15 protein-coding genes are annotated in these 18,055 nt (G+C 66.5%); 5 read left to right on the forward strand and 10 right to left on the reverse strand.

Features of this window, described 5'->3' with window-relative positions; genetic code table 11:
* Window positions 1-28: 28 nt before the first annotated feature.
* Window positions 29-1,183 carry a pyridoxal phosphate-dependent aminotransferase gene (locus AC5RUQ_RS10445; protein WP_493947267.1) on the forward strand — a complete coding sequence of 385 codons (1,155 nt, stop codon included), beginning with the start codon at window positions 29-31 and terminating at the stop codon, window positions 1,181-1,183.
* On the opposite strand, the gene trxA is transcribed toward AC5RUQ_RS10445, so the two are convergent.
* Complete coding sequence (gene trxA / locus AC5RUQ_RS10450) at window positions 1,180-1,647, reverse strand: thioredoxin (RefSeq protein ID WP_493947268.1); 468 nt, start codon at window positions 1,645-1,647, stop codon at window positions 1,180-1,182. The genes AC5RUQ_RS10445 and trxA overlap by 4 nt on opposite strands.
* 2 nt (window positions 1,648-1,649) lie before the next feature.
* Complete coding sequence (locus AC5RUQ_RS10455) at window positions 1,650-2,138, reverse strand: nucleoside deaminase (RefSeq protein ID WP_493947269.1); 489 nt, start codon at window positions 2,136-2,138, stop codon at window positions 1,650-1,652.
* Between the two features lie 196 nt (window positions 2,139-2,334).
* Here AC5RUQ_RS10455 and AC5RUQ_RS10460 point away from each other — a divergent pair, with 196 nt between their 5' ends.
* Together AC5RUQ_RS10460 and AC5RUQ_RS10465 are read left to right on the forward strand one after the other, a co-directional pair.
* Window positions 2,335-4,026: a S8 family peptidase gene (locus AC5RUQ_RS10460; RefSeq protein ID WP_493947270.1), complete on the forward strand. Its 1,692-nt coding sequence runs from the start codon at window positions 2,335-2,337 to the stop codon at window positions 4,024-4,026.
* Window positions 4,027-4,191: 165 nt separating this feature from the next.
* On the forward strand, window positions 4,192-5,331 hold the full coding sequence (locus AC5RUQ_RS10465) for a ScyD/ScyE family protein (RefSeq protein WP_493947271.1): 1,140 nt from the start codon (window positions 4,192-4,194) through the stop codon (window positions 5,329-5,331).
* Window positions 5,332-5,408: 77 nt separating this feature from the next.
* On the opposite strand, the gene rbfA is transcribed toward AC5RUQ_RS10465, so the two are convergent.
* The 5 genes from rbfA to rimP all read right to left on the reverse strand — a co-directional run bounded on the left by rbfA (window position 5,409) and on the right by rimP (window position 11,420).
* Complete coding sequence (gene rbfA, locus AC5RUQ_RS10470; protein WP_493947272.1) at window positions 5,409-5,918, reverse strand: 30S ribosome-binding factor RbfA; 510 nt, start codon at window positions 5,916-5,918, stop codon at window positions 5,409-5,411.
* Between the two features lie 298 nt (window positions 5,919-6,216).
* Window positions 6,217-9,132, reverse strand: coding sequence for a translation initiation factor IF-2 (gene infB / locus AC5RUQ_RS10475; protein ID WP_493947273.1), 2,916 nt, complete (start codon window positions 9,130-9,132; stop codon window positions 6,217-6,219).
* A 152-nt stretch (window positions 9,133-9,284) separates the two neighbouring features.
* Entirely contained in the window at window positions 9,285-9,641 is a 357-nt protein-coding gene (locus AC5RUQ_RS10480) for a YlxR family protein (protein ID WP_493947274.1), read from the reverse strand.
* Between the two features lie 190 nt (window positions 9,642-9,831).
* On the reverse strand, window positions 9,832-10,812 hold the full coding sequence (nusA, locus tag AC5RUQ_RS10485; RefSeq protein ID WP_163164472.1) for a transcription termination factor NusA: 981 nt from the start codon (window positions 10,810-10,812) through the stop codon (window positions 9,832-9,834).
* A complete protein-coding gene (rimP, locus tag AC5RUQ_RS10490; RefSeq protein WP_163164470.1) occupies window positions 10,812-11,420 on the reverse strand; it encodes a ribosome maturation factor RimP in 609 nt (202 codons plus the stop codon). Before rimP ends, nusA begins: the two co-directional genes overlap by 1 nt.
* 283 nt (window positions 11,421-11,703) lie before the next feature.
* Between rimP and AC5RUQ_RS10495 the strand changes: the two genes are divergently transcribed.
* The gene (locus AC5RUQ_RS10495; protein WP_493947275.1) at window positions 11,704-12,675 is read left to right on the forward strand and encodes a DUF4439 domain-containing protein; all 972 of its coding nucleotides are present in this window, start codon (window positions 11,704-11,706) and stop codon (window positions 12,673-12,675) included.
* A gap of 164 nt (window positions 12,676-12,839) precedes the next feature.
* Window positions 12,840-13,883: an aminoglycoside phosphotransferase family protein gene (locus AC5RUQ_RS10500; RefSeq protein ID WP_493947276.1), complete on the forward strand. Its 1,044-nt coding sequence runs from the start codon at window positions 12,840-12,842 to the stop codon at window positions 13,881-13,883.
* Between the two features lie 40 nt (window positions 13,884-13,923).
* Here the strand turns inward: AC5RUQ_RS10500 and AC5RUQ_RS10505 are convergent, their stop codons facing one another.
* Genes AC5RUQ_RS10505 through AC5RUQ_RS10515 form a run of 3 tightly spaced genes read right to left on the reverse strand, consistent with a single transcriptional unit; the run spans window position 13,924 to window position 17,984 of the window.
* Window positions 13,924-15,315, reverse strand: a complete 1,392-nt coding sequence (locus tag AC5RUQ_RS10505; protein ID WP_493947277.1) for a pyridoxal phosphate-dependent decarboxylase family protein — start codon at window positions 15,313-15,315, stop codon at window positions 13,924-13,926.
* A gap of 44 nt (window positions 15,316-15,359) precedes the next feature.
* Window positions 15,360-16,163, reverse strand: a complete 804-nt coding sequence (locus AC5RUQ_RS10510; protein ID WP_493947278.1) for a sulfite exporter TauE/SafE family protein — start codon at window positions 16,161-16,163, stop codon at window positions 15,360-15,362.
* A gap of 9 nt (window positions 16,164-16,172) precedes the next feature.
* The gene (locus AC5RUQ_RS10515; RefSeq protein WP_493947279.1) at window positions 16,173-17,984 is read right to left on the reverse strand and encodes a proline--tRNA ligase; all 1,812 of its coding nucleotides are present in this window, start codon (window positions 17,982-17,984) and stop codon (window positions 16,173-16,175) included.
* Window positions 17,985-18,055: the final 71 nt, after the last annotated feature.

The raw sequence follows: 18,055 nt of genomic DNA on the forward strand, positions 1-18,055 counted from the left end.
CGGGTCCGTGCCGGTTAGGATGGCAGGCATGCCTGAGCTTGCCCCCCACGTCCGCGACGTCCCCATCAACCAGATCCGGGAGATCACCGAGGCCGCATGGCGTACCCCCGGCGCCTTGGTCCTCAGTATCGGCGAGCCCGGGTTCCCACTCCCCCGCCACGTTCTCGACGCCGGGATGGCATGCCTGGACCGGGACGAAACCAACTACACCCCCAACGCGGGCATTCCGGCACTTCGCGAAGCCTTCGCCGCCAGGTTCCGGGAGCAGCAGGGCTGCGAGGTGGGCGCCGACCGGGTGTATGTGGTGGACGGCGCCCAGCAGGGCCTGCATTTCGCCATGAGCCTGCTGCTCTCCCCCGGCGACGAGATCCTGATTCCCAACCCGGGCTACCCCACGTTCGCCATGACCAGCCGGCTCCTGAATGCCATCCCCGTGGGCTACCCGCTCTACCCCGACCAGGGCTTCCAGCCCAGGACCGGCGACATCGAGGCGCTCATCACGGACCGGACCCGGGTGCTGGTCCTGAATTCCCCCTCCAACCCCCTGGGCGCGGTCCTCAGCGAGGACCTGACCAAGGAACTCGTTGAACTCGCCCGCCGGCACGACCTATGGGTGATTTCGGACGAATGCTACGAAGCGTTCACGTACGACGTCCCGCATGTGAGCCCTGCGAGGTTCGACGGCGACCTGCCGGGCGAGGCGCGCGTCTTCACGTCGCTGACCCTGTCCAAGACGTATGGCCTCACCGGGCTACGGATCGGCGCGCTGGTGTGCCCGCCGGGCCTGGAGCAGAAGATGAACAACGTCATGGAATCGATCGTCTCGTGCGTGGCGTCGCCGTCGCAGTACGCCGCGCTCGCTGCCCTCACCGGGCCACAGGATTACGTCCAGCACGCCCACGCACACTATCGGACCAACCGGGACGCGGCATCAGCCGTGCTCGATTCCAAGGGTATTCCCTATTTGAAGGCTGACGGCGCGTTTTATCTTTGGGCAGACGTGTCCCACGCCAGCGGCGGCGACGTCCGCGGGTGGGTCCGGCGCTTCCTTGCGGAGTCAGGCGTTGCGCTGGCCCCTGGGACTGCCTTTGGTTCCATCGGTGAAGGCTGGGTGCGGATCGCGCTGTGCGGCAAGCGGCAGGAACTGTTGGACGGCCTGGCCCGGCTGCCGGAACGCGCTTAAAGCGACCTGCCGGCAGCGGGTCCTTCGTTAGCTGCGGGTCCGGATAGGGCGCCGTCCAGCCAGGTGCGCAGGACGTCCGCCGGGGCAGCACCTGCCTGCCGTGCGGCCACCTTGCCGTCCACGATGACCATCAGGGTGGGTATGGCCTGTACATCGAACCTTCGGGACAACGCAGGCGATTTATCCACGTCCACCTTGACCAGTTTGACGTCGCCCGCACGTTCATGAGCCAGCTTGTCCAGGACCGGACTTACCATGCGGCAGGGCCCGCACCACGCGGCCCAAAAGTCCACCAGCACAGGTACCGGTGACCGCTCGGCAACTGCGGCGAAATCCGCGTCCCCGGCGTCCACGATCCAGGGCAGCGCGCCGCGGCAGCTGCCGCAGCGGGGCCGGCCGGCAGCGGCGGCCGGGATGCGGTTGGTCTTTCCGCAGTGCGGACACTTGACGAGGGCGGCTGGCATGCTTAGTAATCCTTCCTGCTTTTATGGGCGCCCCAGGCCTGGAAAGGAGCGTCCGACGCCGGGACGTCGCCCTTGCTGACCGGCAACAGTTCAGGGCGCGTCCCCGAAAAGTAGTCGTAGAAGACGGCGTCATCAAAGCCTGCGGAAGCAGCACCGTACCGGTCCGCGGCGAAATAGACGCGGTCTATCCGTGCCCAAAGGGCAGAGGCAAGGCACAGCGGGCACGGCTCGCAACTGGTGTAGAGGACCGCGCCGCGCAGGTCGAAGCTCCGTATGGCGGCAGCCGCCGTACGGATGGCCACGACTTCGGCGTGGGCGGTGGGATCGTTGTCGCGGGTGACGCGGTTGACTCCCTCGTGCACCTGCCCGTCGCTGGTCACGACCAGCGCACCGAACGGTCCGCCCCCGTCCGCTACGTTGCGGGTGGCCAGCGCCACCGCCTGTTCGAGGTAGTGGGTGGCATCATCGGGGTCGTGGTCCGCCTGTTTCATAGCTTGATCCTAGCCAAGGGGCTGGCGTTAGGGGATGAATTAGGGGGCGCAATAGGGGGCCGGATAAGGGGCATTCCCGGCGACACCGTTGCTCCGCAGGCATAGTCTGGCGCCAGGGGTTGCCGAATTTTATTTGCCTCCCGCGAGGCTCCTTATCCGGCCCGTCAAGGGCGCCAAACCGGAGTATCCAATGAAAATGAACTTTCCAATGCTCGCATGTCTCGCTGCTGCAGCATTAGTTATTCCTGCCTGGCCTGCAGTGGCGGGTTTCAGTGAGGACCCGCCGCATACGCTGGCCGGGGGCGAGTTCGTCGTCTCCTTCAGTGGCACCCCCGAAGCCGCCACCACCGCCATCGAGGCCGCCGGCGGAACAGTGGAGGACGTCACCTCCCAGGTGGGCGTCGCCCTGGTCACGGCCCCCGATGGCGCATTCCTGGACAAGGTGCGGGCCGTTACCGGCATCCGCGGTGCCGCACGCAACCATTCCGTCGGTGTGGGCCGGCAGGGGATGCCGCACCGCTACTCCGGGGAGCGGCTCGACGCGGCCGAGCGGGCGCAGGCGAGTAACGCCGGGAAGGCCGGGAGCTTGTCCACGCACGGGCCCGAGGCTGAGCCGCTGTCCGACCTCCAGTGGGGTATGGAGATGCTCGGTGCGACGCCCGACGGCGCCTGGGAGAAGGCGACCGGCAAGGGTGTCGACGTCGGCATCATGGACACGGGGATCGATGCCCGGCACCCCGACATCGCGCCCAATTTCGACGCTAAGCGGTCGCGGAACTTCACCACCGATATCCCGGACATCGACGGGCCCTGCGAGTACAAGGACTGCAAGGACCCCGCGAACGTCGACGATGGCGGGCACGGTACTCACGTGGCCGGCATCGTGGCTGCGGCCGACAACGATTTCGGCATCGGCGGGGTGGCCCCCGACGCGACCTTGGTTAATGTGCGCGCAGGACAGGACTCCGGCTACTTCTTCCTGTACGAGACGGTCAAGGCGCTTGTGTACTCGGGGGACATCCACCTCGACGTCGTGAATATGAGCTTCTTCACCGACCCGTGGCTCTACAACTGCACGTCCCGCGACGAGTACGTCAGCGGCACCGTGACGGACGCGCAACTGATCGAGCAGCGGCTCATCAGCGAACTGGTGCTGGGTGCGGTGACGTACGCCTCCGACCGCGGCGTGACCCTGATTGCGGCCGCCGGCAACGAGCACAACGACCTGGCCGCACCGACCCGCAGCGACGAGATCAGCCCGGACTACCCGGCGGACGCCGCGCAGCCGAGGGTAGTGCAAAAAACCTGCCTCAACCTGCCGAGCGAGGCTCCACAGGTGATCAATGTGTCCGCGGTCGGTCCGTCGGGGACCAAGGCTGACTACTCAAACTACGGGTTTGGCGACATCGAGATCGCCGCCCCCGGAGGCTGGTTCCGCGACTACGTCGGGACGCCGCAGTTCCAGAGCCCTGGGAACCTCATCCTCTCGTCCTATCCGCTCCAGGCGGCGATCGAGCAGGGCCTTGCCGACCCGAAGGGCAACCCGGTGGATGAGTTCTCGATCAAGTACTGCGACGACGGCAAGTGCGGCTTCTACACGTACTCGCACGGCACTTCGATGGCGTCACCGCACGTTGTAGGCGTAGCGGCGCTGATCATCCAGGAGCGGGGCAAGTCCACCGGCCAAGGCGGACACGCACTCGACCCGGCGACCGTGGCCCGGGTGCTTTTGCGGACGGCGGACGACCACGCCTGCCCGGTCGGCGGTGTGGAGGACTACAGCGACGAGGGGTGGACGCCGGACTGGAACGCGGCCTGCCAAGGGACCACCGGGAACAACGGCCTGTATGGCGAGGGCATCGTCGACGCAGAGGATGCCGTGGACTGACCAGATCCGCATTAGGGGATGAATTAGGGGGCGGAATAGGGGGAAATCCCGGCGACATTCTTGGCCGGCAGGCATAATCTGGCGCCGGGGGTTTCGGAAGTTTTGCCTCCCGCGAGGCTCCTTATCCGGCCCGTCCAGGGCGCCACGACGGAGTACCCAATGAATATGAAGTTTCCAATGGTCGCATGTCTCGCTGCTGCGGCGATAGTTATCCCTGGCGGGCCCGCAGTGGCGGGTTCAGATGAGCACCCTCCCCGCACGTTGGCCGAGGGTTTCGCAGGGCCTCTCAGTCTGGCGGTGGATGCGGAGGAATCCGTTCTCGTCACCCAGAACTTCGCCGGCCTCCTCAGCCGGGTCAACGACGACGGCACCACTACTGCGCTCTATCAGGCCAAAGAGGGCTGGGACGTTGGCGGCGTGGAAGTCCGGCATGGAATCACGTATTTCTTTGAGAGCGTTGGAGCCGGCCTGGGCGATCCCGAGGCTCTCGGGGGCTACTTGAAGTCCATCGACGAGGACGGAGACGTCCGGACCATCGCGGACCTGGCCCGCTACGAACGCAAGCACAACCCGGACGGCGATCAGCACTACGGCTTCGAAGCTGACGTCTCGGACGAGTGCCTGGCGGACTGGCCTGAGTTTCCGCCTGCACGCTATAAGGGCGGGGTGGACTCGCATCCCTACGGCATGGCGGTGCGGAGCGGCAATGCGTATGTAGCCGACGCGGGCGCGAACGCCATCCTGGAAGTAGACCTCGACAGCGGCCACATTTCCACTCTTGCAGTGCTGCCGCCGCGGCCCACGGTTATTCCGGAAAGTGCTACCCGTCCGGAGGAGGAGGGTGGCCTTGGCGTGCCAGCTTGCGTTGCCGGGAAGGAATACGCTTTTGAGTTTGTTCCCACGGACGTTGAGGTTGGGTCGGACGGCTGGCTTTATGTGACTTCCCTGCCTGGCGGCCCGGAAAGCCCGGCGCTGGGTGAACGCGGCGCTATATTCAAAGTCAACCGGTGGACCGGCGAGACAAAGCTCTGGGCCGATGACATCCTCTCCCCCACCGGCCTGGCCATTGGGGACGACGGGGATGTCTATGTGGCTTCCCTTTTCGGCGGCAATATCCTGAAGTTCAATGGCTCCAGGGACCACCCTTCCGAATTCCTGGCCGTTAACCAGCCGGCCGCCGTCGAATTCCAGGACGGACACCTGTACGCCACAGTTGACGCGCTGTCCGGCGCCCCGGCCGGCCCGGGAGCGCCTCCTCCAGCAGAACCGTTCCTGGGCAAGGTGATCCGGGTTCATATCGACTAGTCAGCAAACAAAGTTCTCAGGGAAAGTCGAAGGCCCGCACCATATGGTGCGGGCCTTCTGCTGACCAGCCTCGCTGGTTACTTACTGGCGTCTTCGTCGAGTTCCTCGTCGTCATTGACGTCGAAGTCCTCTTCATCAAAATCGTCTTCGTCGATGTCCACATCGGCGGACGCATCGCTCCGGTAGGGATCAGCGTCCCCCGCATGCCGGGCCTTCGCCGCCAGGGCGGCCACTTCGGCGTCGCGCTTCTTGGCTTCCCGGAGCAGATCCTCAAGGTTGGACGCGATAACGGGAATCTCATCAGAGACGAATTCAAGGGTGGGAGTCAGCCGAATACTCAGGTTGCGCCCCACCTCCTGCCGAAGTACACCCTTGGCCTTCTCCAGGCCCTTGGCAGCATCAGCCTGAACAGCCTGGTCGCCAAGAACGGTGTAGTAGAGGGTGGCATGCTGCAGATCATTCGTCACCCGGGCATCAGTAACAGTGATGCCCTCCAGCCGAGGATCCTTAACCTTCCGGCCCAGGGCCTCAGCAACAACAACCTTAATCCGCTGCGCCAACTTGGCAGCACGTGCCGGATCAGCCATGAACAACTCCTATAAAAAGAAAAATTTGGGACGTACGACGGCGGCACAGGAGCTGCCTCGAACGTTTCAGTTATGTGCCATGCACTAAAGGTGGGCCAACGACGATCCCGCAGAGTTTTGGGGGCGCCCGGGAGCGGCATCTAAGGAGATGGCCGAGGGCCCCGACCCGAGCTTGCGAGGGTTGGGAAGGCCAGCTCCGCTGCCGGAGCTGGGCGGCAAAGGATCGCAAGATCCTTTGCCGCCCAGCGTAGGAGCGGGGCGCCCCCAAAACTCGGAGGCGTCCCGCTGTGAGAAACCCTTAGACGCGCGGCTTCTCACGCATCTCGAAGGTCTCGATGATGTCGCCTTCGTTGATGTCGTTGTACGAGCCAAGACCGATACCACACTCGAAGTCCGTGCGGACCTCGGTGGCGTCGTCCTTGAAGCGCTTGAGCGTCTCAACGGTGAGGTTGTCACCGATGATCTTGCCGTCGCGGCTGATGCGGGCCTTCGTGTTGCGTCGGATGATGCCCGAGCGGACGATCGAGCCGGCGATGTTTCCGAACTTGGAGGAACGGAAGACTTCGCGGACCTCGGCGGTGCCCAGCTGGAATTCTTCGTATTCCGGCTTGAGCATGCCCTTGAGCGCCATCTCGATGTCATCAATTGCGGAGTAGATGACGGAGTAGAAGCGCATGTCCACGCCTTCGCGGTCTGCCAGTTCGGCAACCCGCTCAGCAGGCTTGACGTTGAAGCCGATGATGACGGCGCTGTCCACCGTCGCCAAGTTGACGTCGTTCTGCGTGATGGCACCAACACCGCGGTGGATGACGCGCAGCTGCACGCCTTCGCCGACGTCGATCTTGAGCAGGGCGTCCTCGAGGGCTTCCACGGCACCGGACACGTCACCCTTGAGGATGAGGTTGAGGGTGTCGATCTTGCCGTCGGCGACTGCCTGGTCGAAGTCTTCCAGGCTGATGCGCTTGCGGCGCTTGGCCAGGGCTGCGTTGCGGTCGGCTGCTTCACGCTTCTCGGCGATCTGGCGGGCGGTGCGCTCGTCAGCGGTCACGAAGAAGGTGTCGCCTGCACGCGGCACGTTGGACAGACCCAGCACCTGGACGGGGCGGGACGGGCCGGCCTCGGTCAGGGCGCTGCCGTCGTCGTCGAACATCGCACGGACGCGGCCGTGGGCCGTGCCTGCAACGATGGTGTCGCCGACGCGGAGCGAGCCGGACTGCACCAGGACGGTGGCCACGGAACCGCGGCCCTTGTCCAGGTTGGCTTCGATCGCGATACCGCGGGCGTCCTTGTTCGGGTTGGCGCGCATGTCCAGGGCAGCGTCTGCGGTGAGCAGGACTGCCTCGAGCAGCTCGTCGATGTTGAGGTTCTGGCGTGCAGAGACCTCCACGAACATGGTGTCGCCACCGTATTCTTCGGGAACGAGGCCGTACTCGGTCAGCTGCCCACGGACCTTGTCCGGGTTGGCGCCTTCCTTGTCGATCTTGTTCACGGCCACCACGATCGGCACATTCGCTGCCTGGGCGTGGTTGAGGGCTTCAACGGTCTGGGGCATCACGCCGTCGTCCGCTGCGACCACCAGGATGGCGATGTCGGTCACCTTCGCACCACGGGCACGCATGGCGGTGAACGCCTCGTGGCCCGGGGTATCGATGAAGGTGATCTTCCGGTCGTTGCCTTCGTGGTTGTGCGTGACCTGGTAGGCACCGATGTGCTGCGTGATGCCACCGTGCTCGCCCGCCATAACGTCGGACTTGCGGATGGCGTCCAGCAGGCGGGTCTTACCGTGGTCCACGTGGCCCATAACGGTGACAACCGGAGGACGTGCCTCGAGGTCTTCGTCGCCTTCGGCTTCGAGCTCTGCTTCGAAGTCGATATCAAAGGTGGAGAGCAGCTCGCGCTCCTCGTCCTCCGGCGACACGACCTGGAGCTTGTAGCCAAGCTCTTCACCCAGCAGCGCAAAGGTTTCCTCGTCCAGCGACTGCGTGGCCGTTGCCATCTCACCGAGGTGGAACAGCACGGTTACCAGTGCGGCGGGGTTTGCCTCGATCTTGTCGGCGAAGTCCGTGATGGACGAGCCGCGGCGGAGGCGGATCACAGTGTTGCCGTCGCCGCGGGGTACGCTCACGCCACCCAGCGACGGGGCACTCATCTGCTCAAGTTCCTGGCGCTTTGCGCGCTTCGACTTGCGCTGCTTGCCACGTCCGGCGCCGCCCTTGCCGAAGGCACCCTGGGTGCCGCCGCGTCCGCGGCCGCCCTTGCCAAAGCCACCACCGGCGGGAGCACCGCCGCCGCCACCGGGACCACCGGTTCCGGGAGCGCCACCCGGGCGTCCCGGGCCGCGGGCGCCGGCGCCCGGACGTCCGGCACCGGCCGGAGCCGGGCGTTCAGTGCGGTTGGGCATCATGCCAGGAGTAGGACGGTTTCCACCGGCACCGCCGGGACGCGGTGCGCCCGGGCGGGGGCCGCCGGCGCCTGCTGCGGGACGGGGCCCACCGGCACCTGCTGCGGGACGCGGACCACCGGGACGGGGGCCACCGGCACCTGCTGCGGGACGCGGACCACCGGGACGGTCGCCGTCGGTACGGCTTCCACCCGGGCGGGGCATGCCCTGGGAGGTGGCAAACGGGTTGTTGCCCGGACGGGGAGCCCGGTCACCGTCGCCGCCACGGCCCCGGGGCATGCCCTGGGAAGTAGCGAAGGGGTTGTTGCCCGGACGGGGACCGCCGGGACGGGGAGCGGAACCACCCTGTGATCCGCCGGAGCGGGTGGGGGGTGCCGGGGTTTCGGCCTTGGGGGCCGGGCGTGCACCGGGCTTTGCGCCGGTGGACGGAGCAGCGGGAGCAGCCGGAGCGCTGGCCGCCGGTGCCGCAGGGGCGCTGGCTGCCGGTGCCGCAGGAGCGGGTGCCGGTGCAGCCGGAGCTGCGGGGGCAGGTGCCTGTGCCTTGGGGGCCGGAGCCTTGGGCGCTGCCGGACCCGGAGCGGGGGTTGAAGGACGCGCCTCGGCCGCCGGAGCGGTTGCCTTGGGCGCGGCGGCCGGTGCTGATGCCTTGGCAGCAGCATCGGGGAAGGCGTTGCGCAGTTTACGCACAACGGGGGCCTCAATGGTGGAAGAGGCGGAGCGAACAAATTCGCCCAGTTCCTGCAGTTTTGTCACTGCATCTTTGGAAGTAATACCGAGCTCTTTGGCGAGCTCATGTACGCGGACCTTGGCCACATTTCTCCTGTCTCGGTCCGCACCGAGCCAGGCACGAACCGTCTACTTCTTACTGCGGGCCCAAGCCGCGATTAATGCAGAAGGGCCCATTGCAGAGCGCAACAAAGTTGTCATCGTTGCGCACTCATCGCTGGGAACTCATCGGGTTTCCATCAGATTTCTGACCCGCTTTCAGGTTGGACGGTTGGTGTTGCAGTTGCCGTGGCTGCAACTCTCGTGCCTGACTTGATCCAGTCTTCGACGGCGGCCGTTCCGGTTGCGCCCGCAAGGGCACGTCCGAAAGCCCGCCGTTTGATCGCCAGAGCCAGGCACGATTCGCTGGGGTGCAGCCATGCACCCCGGCCAGCCATCCGGCGTCGTTCATCCACCAGGACAGCGGATGATCCGCTGCCTTCGGCGACGAGCCGGAGTAATACATTCCGCTTGCCCTTTTTCCGGCAGCCGATGCAGGTACGTTCCGGTTGATTCCCGGTGGAAAGCGCTGCCACGGTCATCTTCCTGACGTTCATATCTGCTGGCCCCGGAATGCCTGACCTTTCGCTTGCTCAGCGAAAGGGGGCACGCACAGGGCGCACGACTGCCGGCCGTTGGGCGCGGCCTTTTCTATTCTAGCCCCTCCGGGCCGTTCTGCCCGAAACCCCGCTGCGGTTCCGGCGTGGCAGCCCGTGGCGGGCAGCTGGTTTGCCCTTGCCCGGGCAGCTAGTTTTCGCGCGCGGTTGCGGCGTCGGAGACGATGTCGATCCGCCAGCCGGTGAGTTTGGCAGCCAGGCGGGCGTTCTGGCCCTCCTTGCCGATCGCCAGGGACAGCTGGTAGTCGGGAACCACCACACGGGCGGAGCGGGTAGCTTCGTCGGTGATGGTGACCGAATTCACCCGTGATGGGGACAGTGCACTGGCAATGAATGTGGCAGGGTTCTCGCTGAAATCGACGATGTCGATCTTTTCGTCGTTGAGCTCCGTCATCACTGCACGGACGCGTGACCCCATTTCGCCGATGCACGCACCCTTGGCGTTGATGCCCGGGGTGTTGGCCTTGACGGCAATCTTGGTGCGGTGGCCTGCTTCCCTGGCCAGTGCCACGATCTCGACGGAGCGGTCGGCGATTTCCGGTACTTCCAGTTCGAAGAGTTTCCGGACCAGTCCCGGGTGGGACCGGGAAAGCGTCACGGACGGTCCCTTGTTCCCACGGTGGACATCGATGACCAGGGCACGCAGGCGGTTGCCGTGGATGTACTTTTCCCCCGGAACCTGTTCGGGCGGGGGCAGGAGCGCTTCAACGGTGCCGAGGTTGACCTGGACCATGTGCGGGTTGTGGCCCTGCTGGATGGTTCCGGACACCAGTTCGCCTTCGCGGCCCTTGAACTCGCCCAGGACGTTGTCGTCCTCGACGTCGCGCAGCCGCTGCAGGATGATCTGGCGGGCGGTGCTTGCGGCGATGCGGCCGAACCCCTCCGGGGTGTGCTCGAACTCGCCGATGGGGGCGCCGTCGTCGTCAATCTCTACGGCCCAGATAGTCACGTGGCCGCTCTTGCGGTCCAGCTCCGCGCGGGCCTTTTCGAAGGCGCCGGGCGACTTGTGGTAAGCCACCAGGAGCGCCTGCTCAATGGTGGGGATCAGGAGGTCCAGCGGGATTTCACGCTCACGCTCCAGAAGTCTCAGTGCGCTCATGTCAATATCCATCAGGCCTCCTCAGAAGGTCCATTGTGTTCAGGTTCCAGACCGTCCTCGTTGAGGTGGCTGAATTCGATCTCGACTTTTCCGTTGCGGATCCTGTCGAAAGGAAGCTTGATGGGATCGCCTTGCTTGGGCTTCATTCCCTTTTTGACCGCGATCTCGGGCACAAGCGTCACGCCGGCGTCATCCACGGACTTGATGCGGCCCATGATGTTGTCGCCCTGGACAACGTTGACCTTGACCATCCTGCCTTTGGCGCGGTGCCAGTGGCGGGGTTCTGTCAGCGGCCGGCCGACTCCCGGTGACGAGACTTCGAGGTCGTAGGGACGGCCGTCGTCGGCAGGATCGTTGTCCAGCACGTCGGACAGGACCTTGGAGATGTCGGCGATGACGTCGAGGCTCACTCCGCCGGTTTCTTCCTGGGGAAGGTCCACCACTACGTGGACCACCCGGTGCGAACCGGGGATGATCGCCACGTCCTCAAGGTACAGGCGGTTGGCCTGGACCGAGGGTTCAAGGAGGGCCCTGAGCCGTGCAGCTTCCGGATTGTGTGCGGCGTCAGCCTTACCCGTTCCGGTATGGTCTGATGAAGCCGTGGCTTCTGCATTGCTCACGATGCCGGCCGCCTCCCGTTAGATGATGTTGTGTGTACTAGCGTAGCTATTTTACCGGTTCATTGGTGCACGGAATTTCCCTCCCGGCGTGGCACCATGGTCTGTTGTGAAAGACCACAGCCTGGAAAACCCGCCGCGAAAGCGCTATTTCCGGTACGCCGTTTTGTCGCTCACAGCCTTCCTTGTCTTGAGCCTGGGTTTCGTCCTTATCCCGGCTGAACCGCCTGCACCCGCGGAACCGCCGTTTTCTGAACAGGCGCGAGCAGCTGCGCTGGAACAGACTTTGAGTCTGCGTTCCACCGGGCTGGCGCTTGCCGCCGCCGGGGGGAATGCGGCCGCCGGTGGAAGCCCGGCAGGCCGGCTGGACCGTGTTGTGACCTTGCTGACCATCCAGGCCCGGGCGCTGCTGCTTCCTGCCGGCCCGGCTTCCGCTGAGGCTGCCGCGTCGGCCACCGCGACGGCGTCGCTTCCTGCCGGCGCAGCCCCGCCCCCAGCTGCTCCCCCGCCGTCGAATCCTCCCGCCCAGGCGACCCTGGCTGAGTTCGCGGCCGCCCTCGCCGCCAGCGGACAGCAACGGCTCAGGGACGCAGAAACGGCCGACGGCGGCATGGCACGCCTGCTGGTGGCAAGCGGCACCGCGCAGCTTTTGGCAGCCGAACAGCTTGGGGCGCCGGGCGTACCGGCCCCGGAAGGCCAGTCACGGGAAGGCCAGGCACAGGACGGGAAGCTGTCCCCCGCCGAGGAAGCAACGGCCGCCGGCCCGGGTTCTACTGAACCGGCAGGAGCGTCTGCCTGCCCTGCGACGCCGGCGGCCGGGAGCGTCAGTGTGGGGGCAGCACTTGCCGCCGCGGCTAAAGCGGAGCTCGAGACGGTGTACGGCTACCAGGCCGCGCTCACCCGGCTTCCGCGCGAGGGGGCACCACCGGCGTCGGACTTCCTGGCCCAGCACCAGGACCTGGCGGACCAGGCCGCAGCCTACAGCCTCATGCACTGCGGGGCACCGTCCCCGCAACCACCCGGGTACGTCCTGGACCCAGGGTTCCTCGACGCCCCGGCCGCCGGGCTCGCCCGCCTGGAGGCAGCCACTTTGCCGGCCTACGGAGACATCGTGGCCATCACCGACTCAACCACCCGGGCCTGGGCCCTGTCGGCACTGCAGGGAGCAGCCCGCCGCGCCCAGCACTGGGGCTCCGATGCAAACCCGCTTCCGGGCCTCGTCCTGGACGAAGCGCAGCTTCCGCAGCTGCCGGTGTAGGAAGAACGCACGGCGCACTGGCCGCGCAGCTGTCCGGGTGGTAGCAGGCGGAGCCCTGGCGCTTGTAGCTGCGTTCAGCGTTGGCAACCTGCTCAGTGCCACAGGCGCGGTATAAGGAAGTACCCTGCCACACCGGCCGCTCCCCTGCGCCTAGGCTGGGACTGATGAGCGAGCCAGCTGCAGTACCAATCCCACCTGACCTCACTGCGCGGTACACCCGCAGCAGCGCGGGACGGGCGTGGCTCGCGTCGCTGCCGGACCTCATCCAGGGCCGGCTGGAGGACTGGCAGCTGACGCCTGACCTGCCTCCCGGCGCCCTGCCCTGGAACGGCCACGGCGGCGTGGTCATTCCGGTGCGGCAGCCGGACGGCACCCAGGCAGCCCTCAAAGTCGCCTTCCCGCACGACGAAGCCCGCGTGGAGCGGCACGCCCTGGACCTCTGGCAGGGGCGTGGAGCGGTGGCACTGCTGGCGTCCGATGCAGGAACGTGCGCCATGCTCCTGGAAAGGCTCGACGGCGAACGCTCCCTCACCGCTGTCCCGATGGACGACGCTCTGGTGGTGTGGGCGGGCTTGGTGCGGAAACTGAGCCTCAGGCCCGACGACCGGCCGCAGTGGCAAGAGTTCGAACACATCGCCGCCCGTGCTGAGCAATGGAGTGACGACCTGCCGGCGGACTGGGAACAGCTGGGACGCCCGTTTCCCCGCTGGCTGCTGGAGGCCGCCCTTGAGGTGTGCCAAACCCGCGGGGCAGTGGGACGGCGTTCGGCACGCGACGCCCTGGTCCACACGGACCTGCATTTCCTCAACGTCCTGGCCCGCCCGGCTGCGTCCGCCCCGGCAGGGCCTCCGATGCCGGCGGGTTATGCCGCCATAGACCCCCAGCCAATGATCGGCGAGCCCGAGTTTGCGGTGGCCCCGTTGTTGTGGAACCGCCTGTCCGACTTGCCCGTGAACGGGGCAGAAGCCGGCCTCCGCCGGCGCTGCGTGGACTTCAGCTCCGCCGCGGGCCTGGACCCTGACGTCGCCCGGCAATGGGCCATTGCCAGGGAAGTGGCAAACGCCCTGGTGTATGCGGGCAAGCCCGACCATCGGGGCGACCTGGCCAGGTCCCTTTGGGTGGCCAGCACGCTGGCCGGCAAAACCCTCGACGGTCTGCCCTCGGCGCACCGCCTGCCCGAGCCAGGCGAAGCGGTCGGCGCACACTGACGGCGAGTGGAGCCGCGGCAACCACCGTGGCCGTGGCGGATCAGCTGCCGCGCACGGCGGCGAGGGCGGAGGCTACGGCCGCGAGGGCGGTGTCCACCTCTTCCTCTGCTGTCTGCCAGTTGCTGACGGAAACCCGCAAGATGTCCCGGTCCCGCCAGCGGGAGCCGGTCATCCATACGCGGCCGTCCGCGATGATGCGCGCCGTCACTGCACGGGTGGTTGCGTCGTCGCTAAACGCCACGCAGACCTGGGTGTAGGCGACGTCGTTCAGCACCTCGACGCCGTCGAGCCCTGCCAGCCCTGCCGCGATGTCCGAAGCGGCGGCCGCCAGTCCGCGTACCTGGGCTGCTACGCCGTCCCGGCCCAGGCTTTTGAGCGCCGCCCACACCGGCACACCGCGGGCCCGGCGTGACAACTCAGGCACTTTCTCGAACGGGTCGCCCGGGCCCTCGGGGTCCTGGATGAGGTAACTGGTGTGCAGGCCCATGGCGGATCGAAGGGCCGGTGCGTCGCGCACGATGGCAATGCCGCAGTCGTACGGCACGTTCAGGGTTTTGTGCGCGTCAGTCCCCCACGAATCAGCTTCCTCGTAGCCGCGCGTCAGGTTTCGAAGTTCAGGCACTGCCGCCGCCCAAAGACCGAACGCGCCATCGATGTGGACCCAGGCGCCGTGCTTTCGGGCGATGCTGATGGTTTCAGGGAAAGGGTCAAAAGCGCCGGAATGAAGGTTCCCTGCCTGCAGGCATACCAGGGCAGGACCGGAACCTTCAGCAAGAGCCGCTTCCAGCGCCGCCGGCATCACCCGCCCCTGATCGTCCGCATCAACTACTGTGGGACGGCCCAGCCCGAGGTACCGGAGCGCTAGGTCCACGGTCTCATGCCGTTCCCGGCCCACGAAGCATCTGATGCGGGGTGCGCCGGCCAGCCCGTCGCCGTCGAGGTCCCAGCCGGCGTCAGCGAGCAGCCGCAAGCGCCCGGCAGCCAGCCCGGTGAAGTTGGCCATGGTGGCTCCGGTGACGAAGCCGACGTCGGACCCGGCGGGAAGTCCCAGCAGTTCCAGGAGCCATGCCCCGGCGCTTTCCTCGATGGCCGCCATGGCGGGTGCCCCATACCGAAGGCAGGCGTTCTGGTCCCAGGCGCTGACCAGCCAGTCCGAGGCGAGGGCCGCGGGCAGGGTTCCGCCGATGACCCAGCCGAAGAAGCGGCCCGAGGGCATGGCCATAAGCCCGGGCTCGGCCGTCCGGGCGAGGAGGTCGACGACGTCCTCGGCGGCCATGCCGGAGACGGGCAGCGGCCCGCCGAAGGCGTCGGTAAGGTCGTGGGCAGGTAGACGGGGTCCGACCGGCCGGGCGGGGAGGCTGCGCAGCCAGTCCCCGGCGTGGCCTGCCGCAGCGGATAAAGCACGGGCGTACTCGTCGTCACCAGGTGGCATATCTGCATGCTACGCCGCGCATGGGGTGCCCATGCGGCCCTCACCTACCCCTGTTGGGCGAAGTTTTCCTGCCAGACGTCGTACCCGAGCTTCAGGATCAGGGCGGCCACCACCACGAGGAAGACCACGCGGACGAACCGGCTCCCCTGCGCTACCGCCGTCCTTGCCCCAAGGTACCCGCCGGCCATATTTGCGATACCCAGCAGCAAGCCCAGGCCCCACAGGATGGAGCCGTGCGGCAGGAAGAACATCAGGGCACCTGCATTGGTTGCCATGTTTACGATCTTGGCTTTGGCACTGGCCTCCAGGAACGCGTAACCCATCGCCGAAACCAGGGCGATCACCAGGAAGGAACCTGTCCCGGGGCCAATCAGGCCGTCGTAAAAGCCGATGACGGCGCCAATCAGGCAGGCCACCACATAGTGCTTGTGGCCGTCGTGCCGCAGGGCGGTGATGTGCCCGGCATCCGGTTTCAGGGCAGTAAAGAGCGCCACCGCCACCAGCGCGGCGACGATAATGGGTTTGAACACGCTGGATGGCAGCGTGGCGGCCAGTATGGCGCCGCCAAAGCTGCCGGCCAGGGCGATCACGGCCATCGGCAGTGCCGTCCGCAGGTCCGGTCCCACCCGCCGGTAGTAGGTGACGGCGCTGGTTGCGGTTCCGAAGATGGATCCCAACTTGTTGGTGGCCAGCGCCTGCACCGGCGTGATGCCCGGGACCAGCAACAGGGCGGGGAGCTGGATCAGCCCGCCCCCGCCCACCACGGCGTCCACCCAGCCCGCGGCAAAACCCGCCAGCACGATCAAAACCAGCGTCGTGAGCTGGATGGACTCAAGCCCTAAGAGCACCTCGCGGGGTCAGCTGGCGCGGACGGCGTTGACTACGTAGTCAACTGCCTTGTCTACCGCAACGTTCTCGGCTTCGCCGCTCCGGCGGTCCTTGATCTCCACGACGCCGTCCACCAGGCCCCGGCCCACGGCCAGGATGGTGGGGACGCCCAGCAGTTCAGCATCGCCGAACTTGACCCCCGGCGAAACCTTGGGCCGGTCATCGAGCAGGACCTCAAGGCCCGCAGCTGCCAGGTCTGCTGCAAGCCGCTCTGCGGTGGCGAAGATGTCTTCACCCTTGCCCACAGCCACTACATGGACGTCCGCCGGCGCAACGGCACGCGGCCACACCAGGCCCTTGGCGTCATTGTTGGATTCGGCCAGCGCCGCCACGGCCCGGGTGACACCCACACCGTAGGAACCCATGGTTACCGTGACCTGCTTGCCGTTCTGGTCCAGGACCTTCAGCTCCAGGGCTTCGGCGTACTTCCGGCCGAGCTGGAAGATGTGGCCCATCTCGATTCCACGGGCAGTTTCCAGGGGGCCGGAGCCGTCCGGGGCGGGATCGCCTTCGCGGACCTCCGTGCACTCAATCACACCATCCCACGTGAAGTCCCTGCCTGCCACCAGCCCGAAGACGTGCTTGCCGGCTTCATTGGCACCGGTGACCCACGGGGTCCCGCTGACGATGCGCGGGTCCACCAGGTAGAGGAGCTTCGATGCGCTTTCGCTGCCGAGCAGCGGTTCGTCCAGCGTCAGGCCGGGTCCGAGGTACCCCTTGACGATCAGCGGCTGCTTCTTGAGGTCGTCGTCGTTGGCTGCTTCGAGGCCGATCTCGCCTGCGATCGGCAGGAAGGATCCGATGTTCGCTTCGACGCGCTTCAGGTCCACGCCGCGGTCGCCGGGAACGCCGATGACCACAAGCTGGCGTTCCCCGGTGGGCAGGGTAACGGCGAGGACGACGTTCTTGAGCGTATCCGCGGCAGTCCAGGCGCCGCCGTCGGCCTCGGAGCGGGGGGCGAGCTGGTTGGCGGCTGCCACCAGCGTTTCGATCGTCGGGGTGTCCGGCGTATCGAGGACCTCGGCCGCGGGAGCAGCGGAGAAGTCGATCTCTGCCGGCGCCACCGTGGTGACGGCCTCGACGTTGGCGGCGTAGCCTCCGGCTGAGCGGACGAAGGTGTCCTCGCCGATGTCCGTGGGGTGCAGGAATTCTTCGCTCTTGGAGCCGCCCATGGCACCGGCGGTGGCGGTCACGGGAATGACTTCCAGGCCGAGGCGCTCGAAGATGCGCAGGTACGCGCCGCGGTGGGCGGCGTAGCTGGCGTCCAGGCCGGCGTCGTCGACGTCGAATGAGTAGGAGTCCTTCATGATGAACTCACGTCCGCGCAGGAGGCCGGCGCGGGGGCGGGCTTCATCGCGGTACTTGTTCTGGATCTGGTAAAGGCTGAGTGGCAGGTCCTTGTAGGAGGAGTAGAGGTCCTTGACCAGCAGCGTGAACATTTCCTCATGGGTGGGAGCCAGCAGGTAATCGGCGCCCTTGCGGTCCTGGAGGCGGAACAGGCCTTCGCCGTATTCGGTCCAGCGGTTGGTGGCCTCGTAGGGCTCACGCGGCAGGAGTGCCGGGAAGTGGACTTCCTGCGCCCCGATGTTCGCCATTTCCTCCCGGATGATGGCTTCAACCTTGCGCAGGACGCTCAGCCCCAGCGGCAGCCAGGTGTAAATGCCAGGGGCTGCGCGGCGGATGTAGCCGGCCCGTACCAGCAGGCGGTGGCTCGCCACCTCGGCGTCGACGGGATCTTCACGCAGGGTGCGCAGGAATAGCTGGGACAGTCTTGTAACCACGGGGGGTATCCGTTTCTGGGGAAGTGCTGGAGCAACAGCAGGCCGGGCATTTCGTCTGGGTACTAATCTAC

It is taken from the genome of Arthrobacter sp. MDT2-3 (assembly GCF_059090465.1).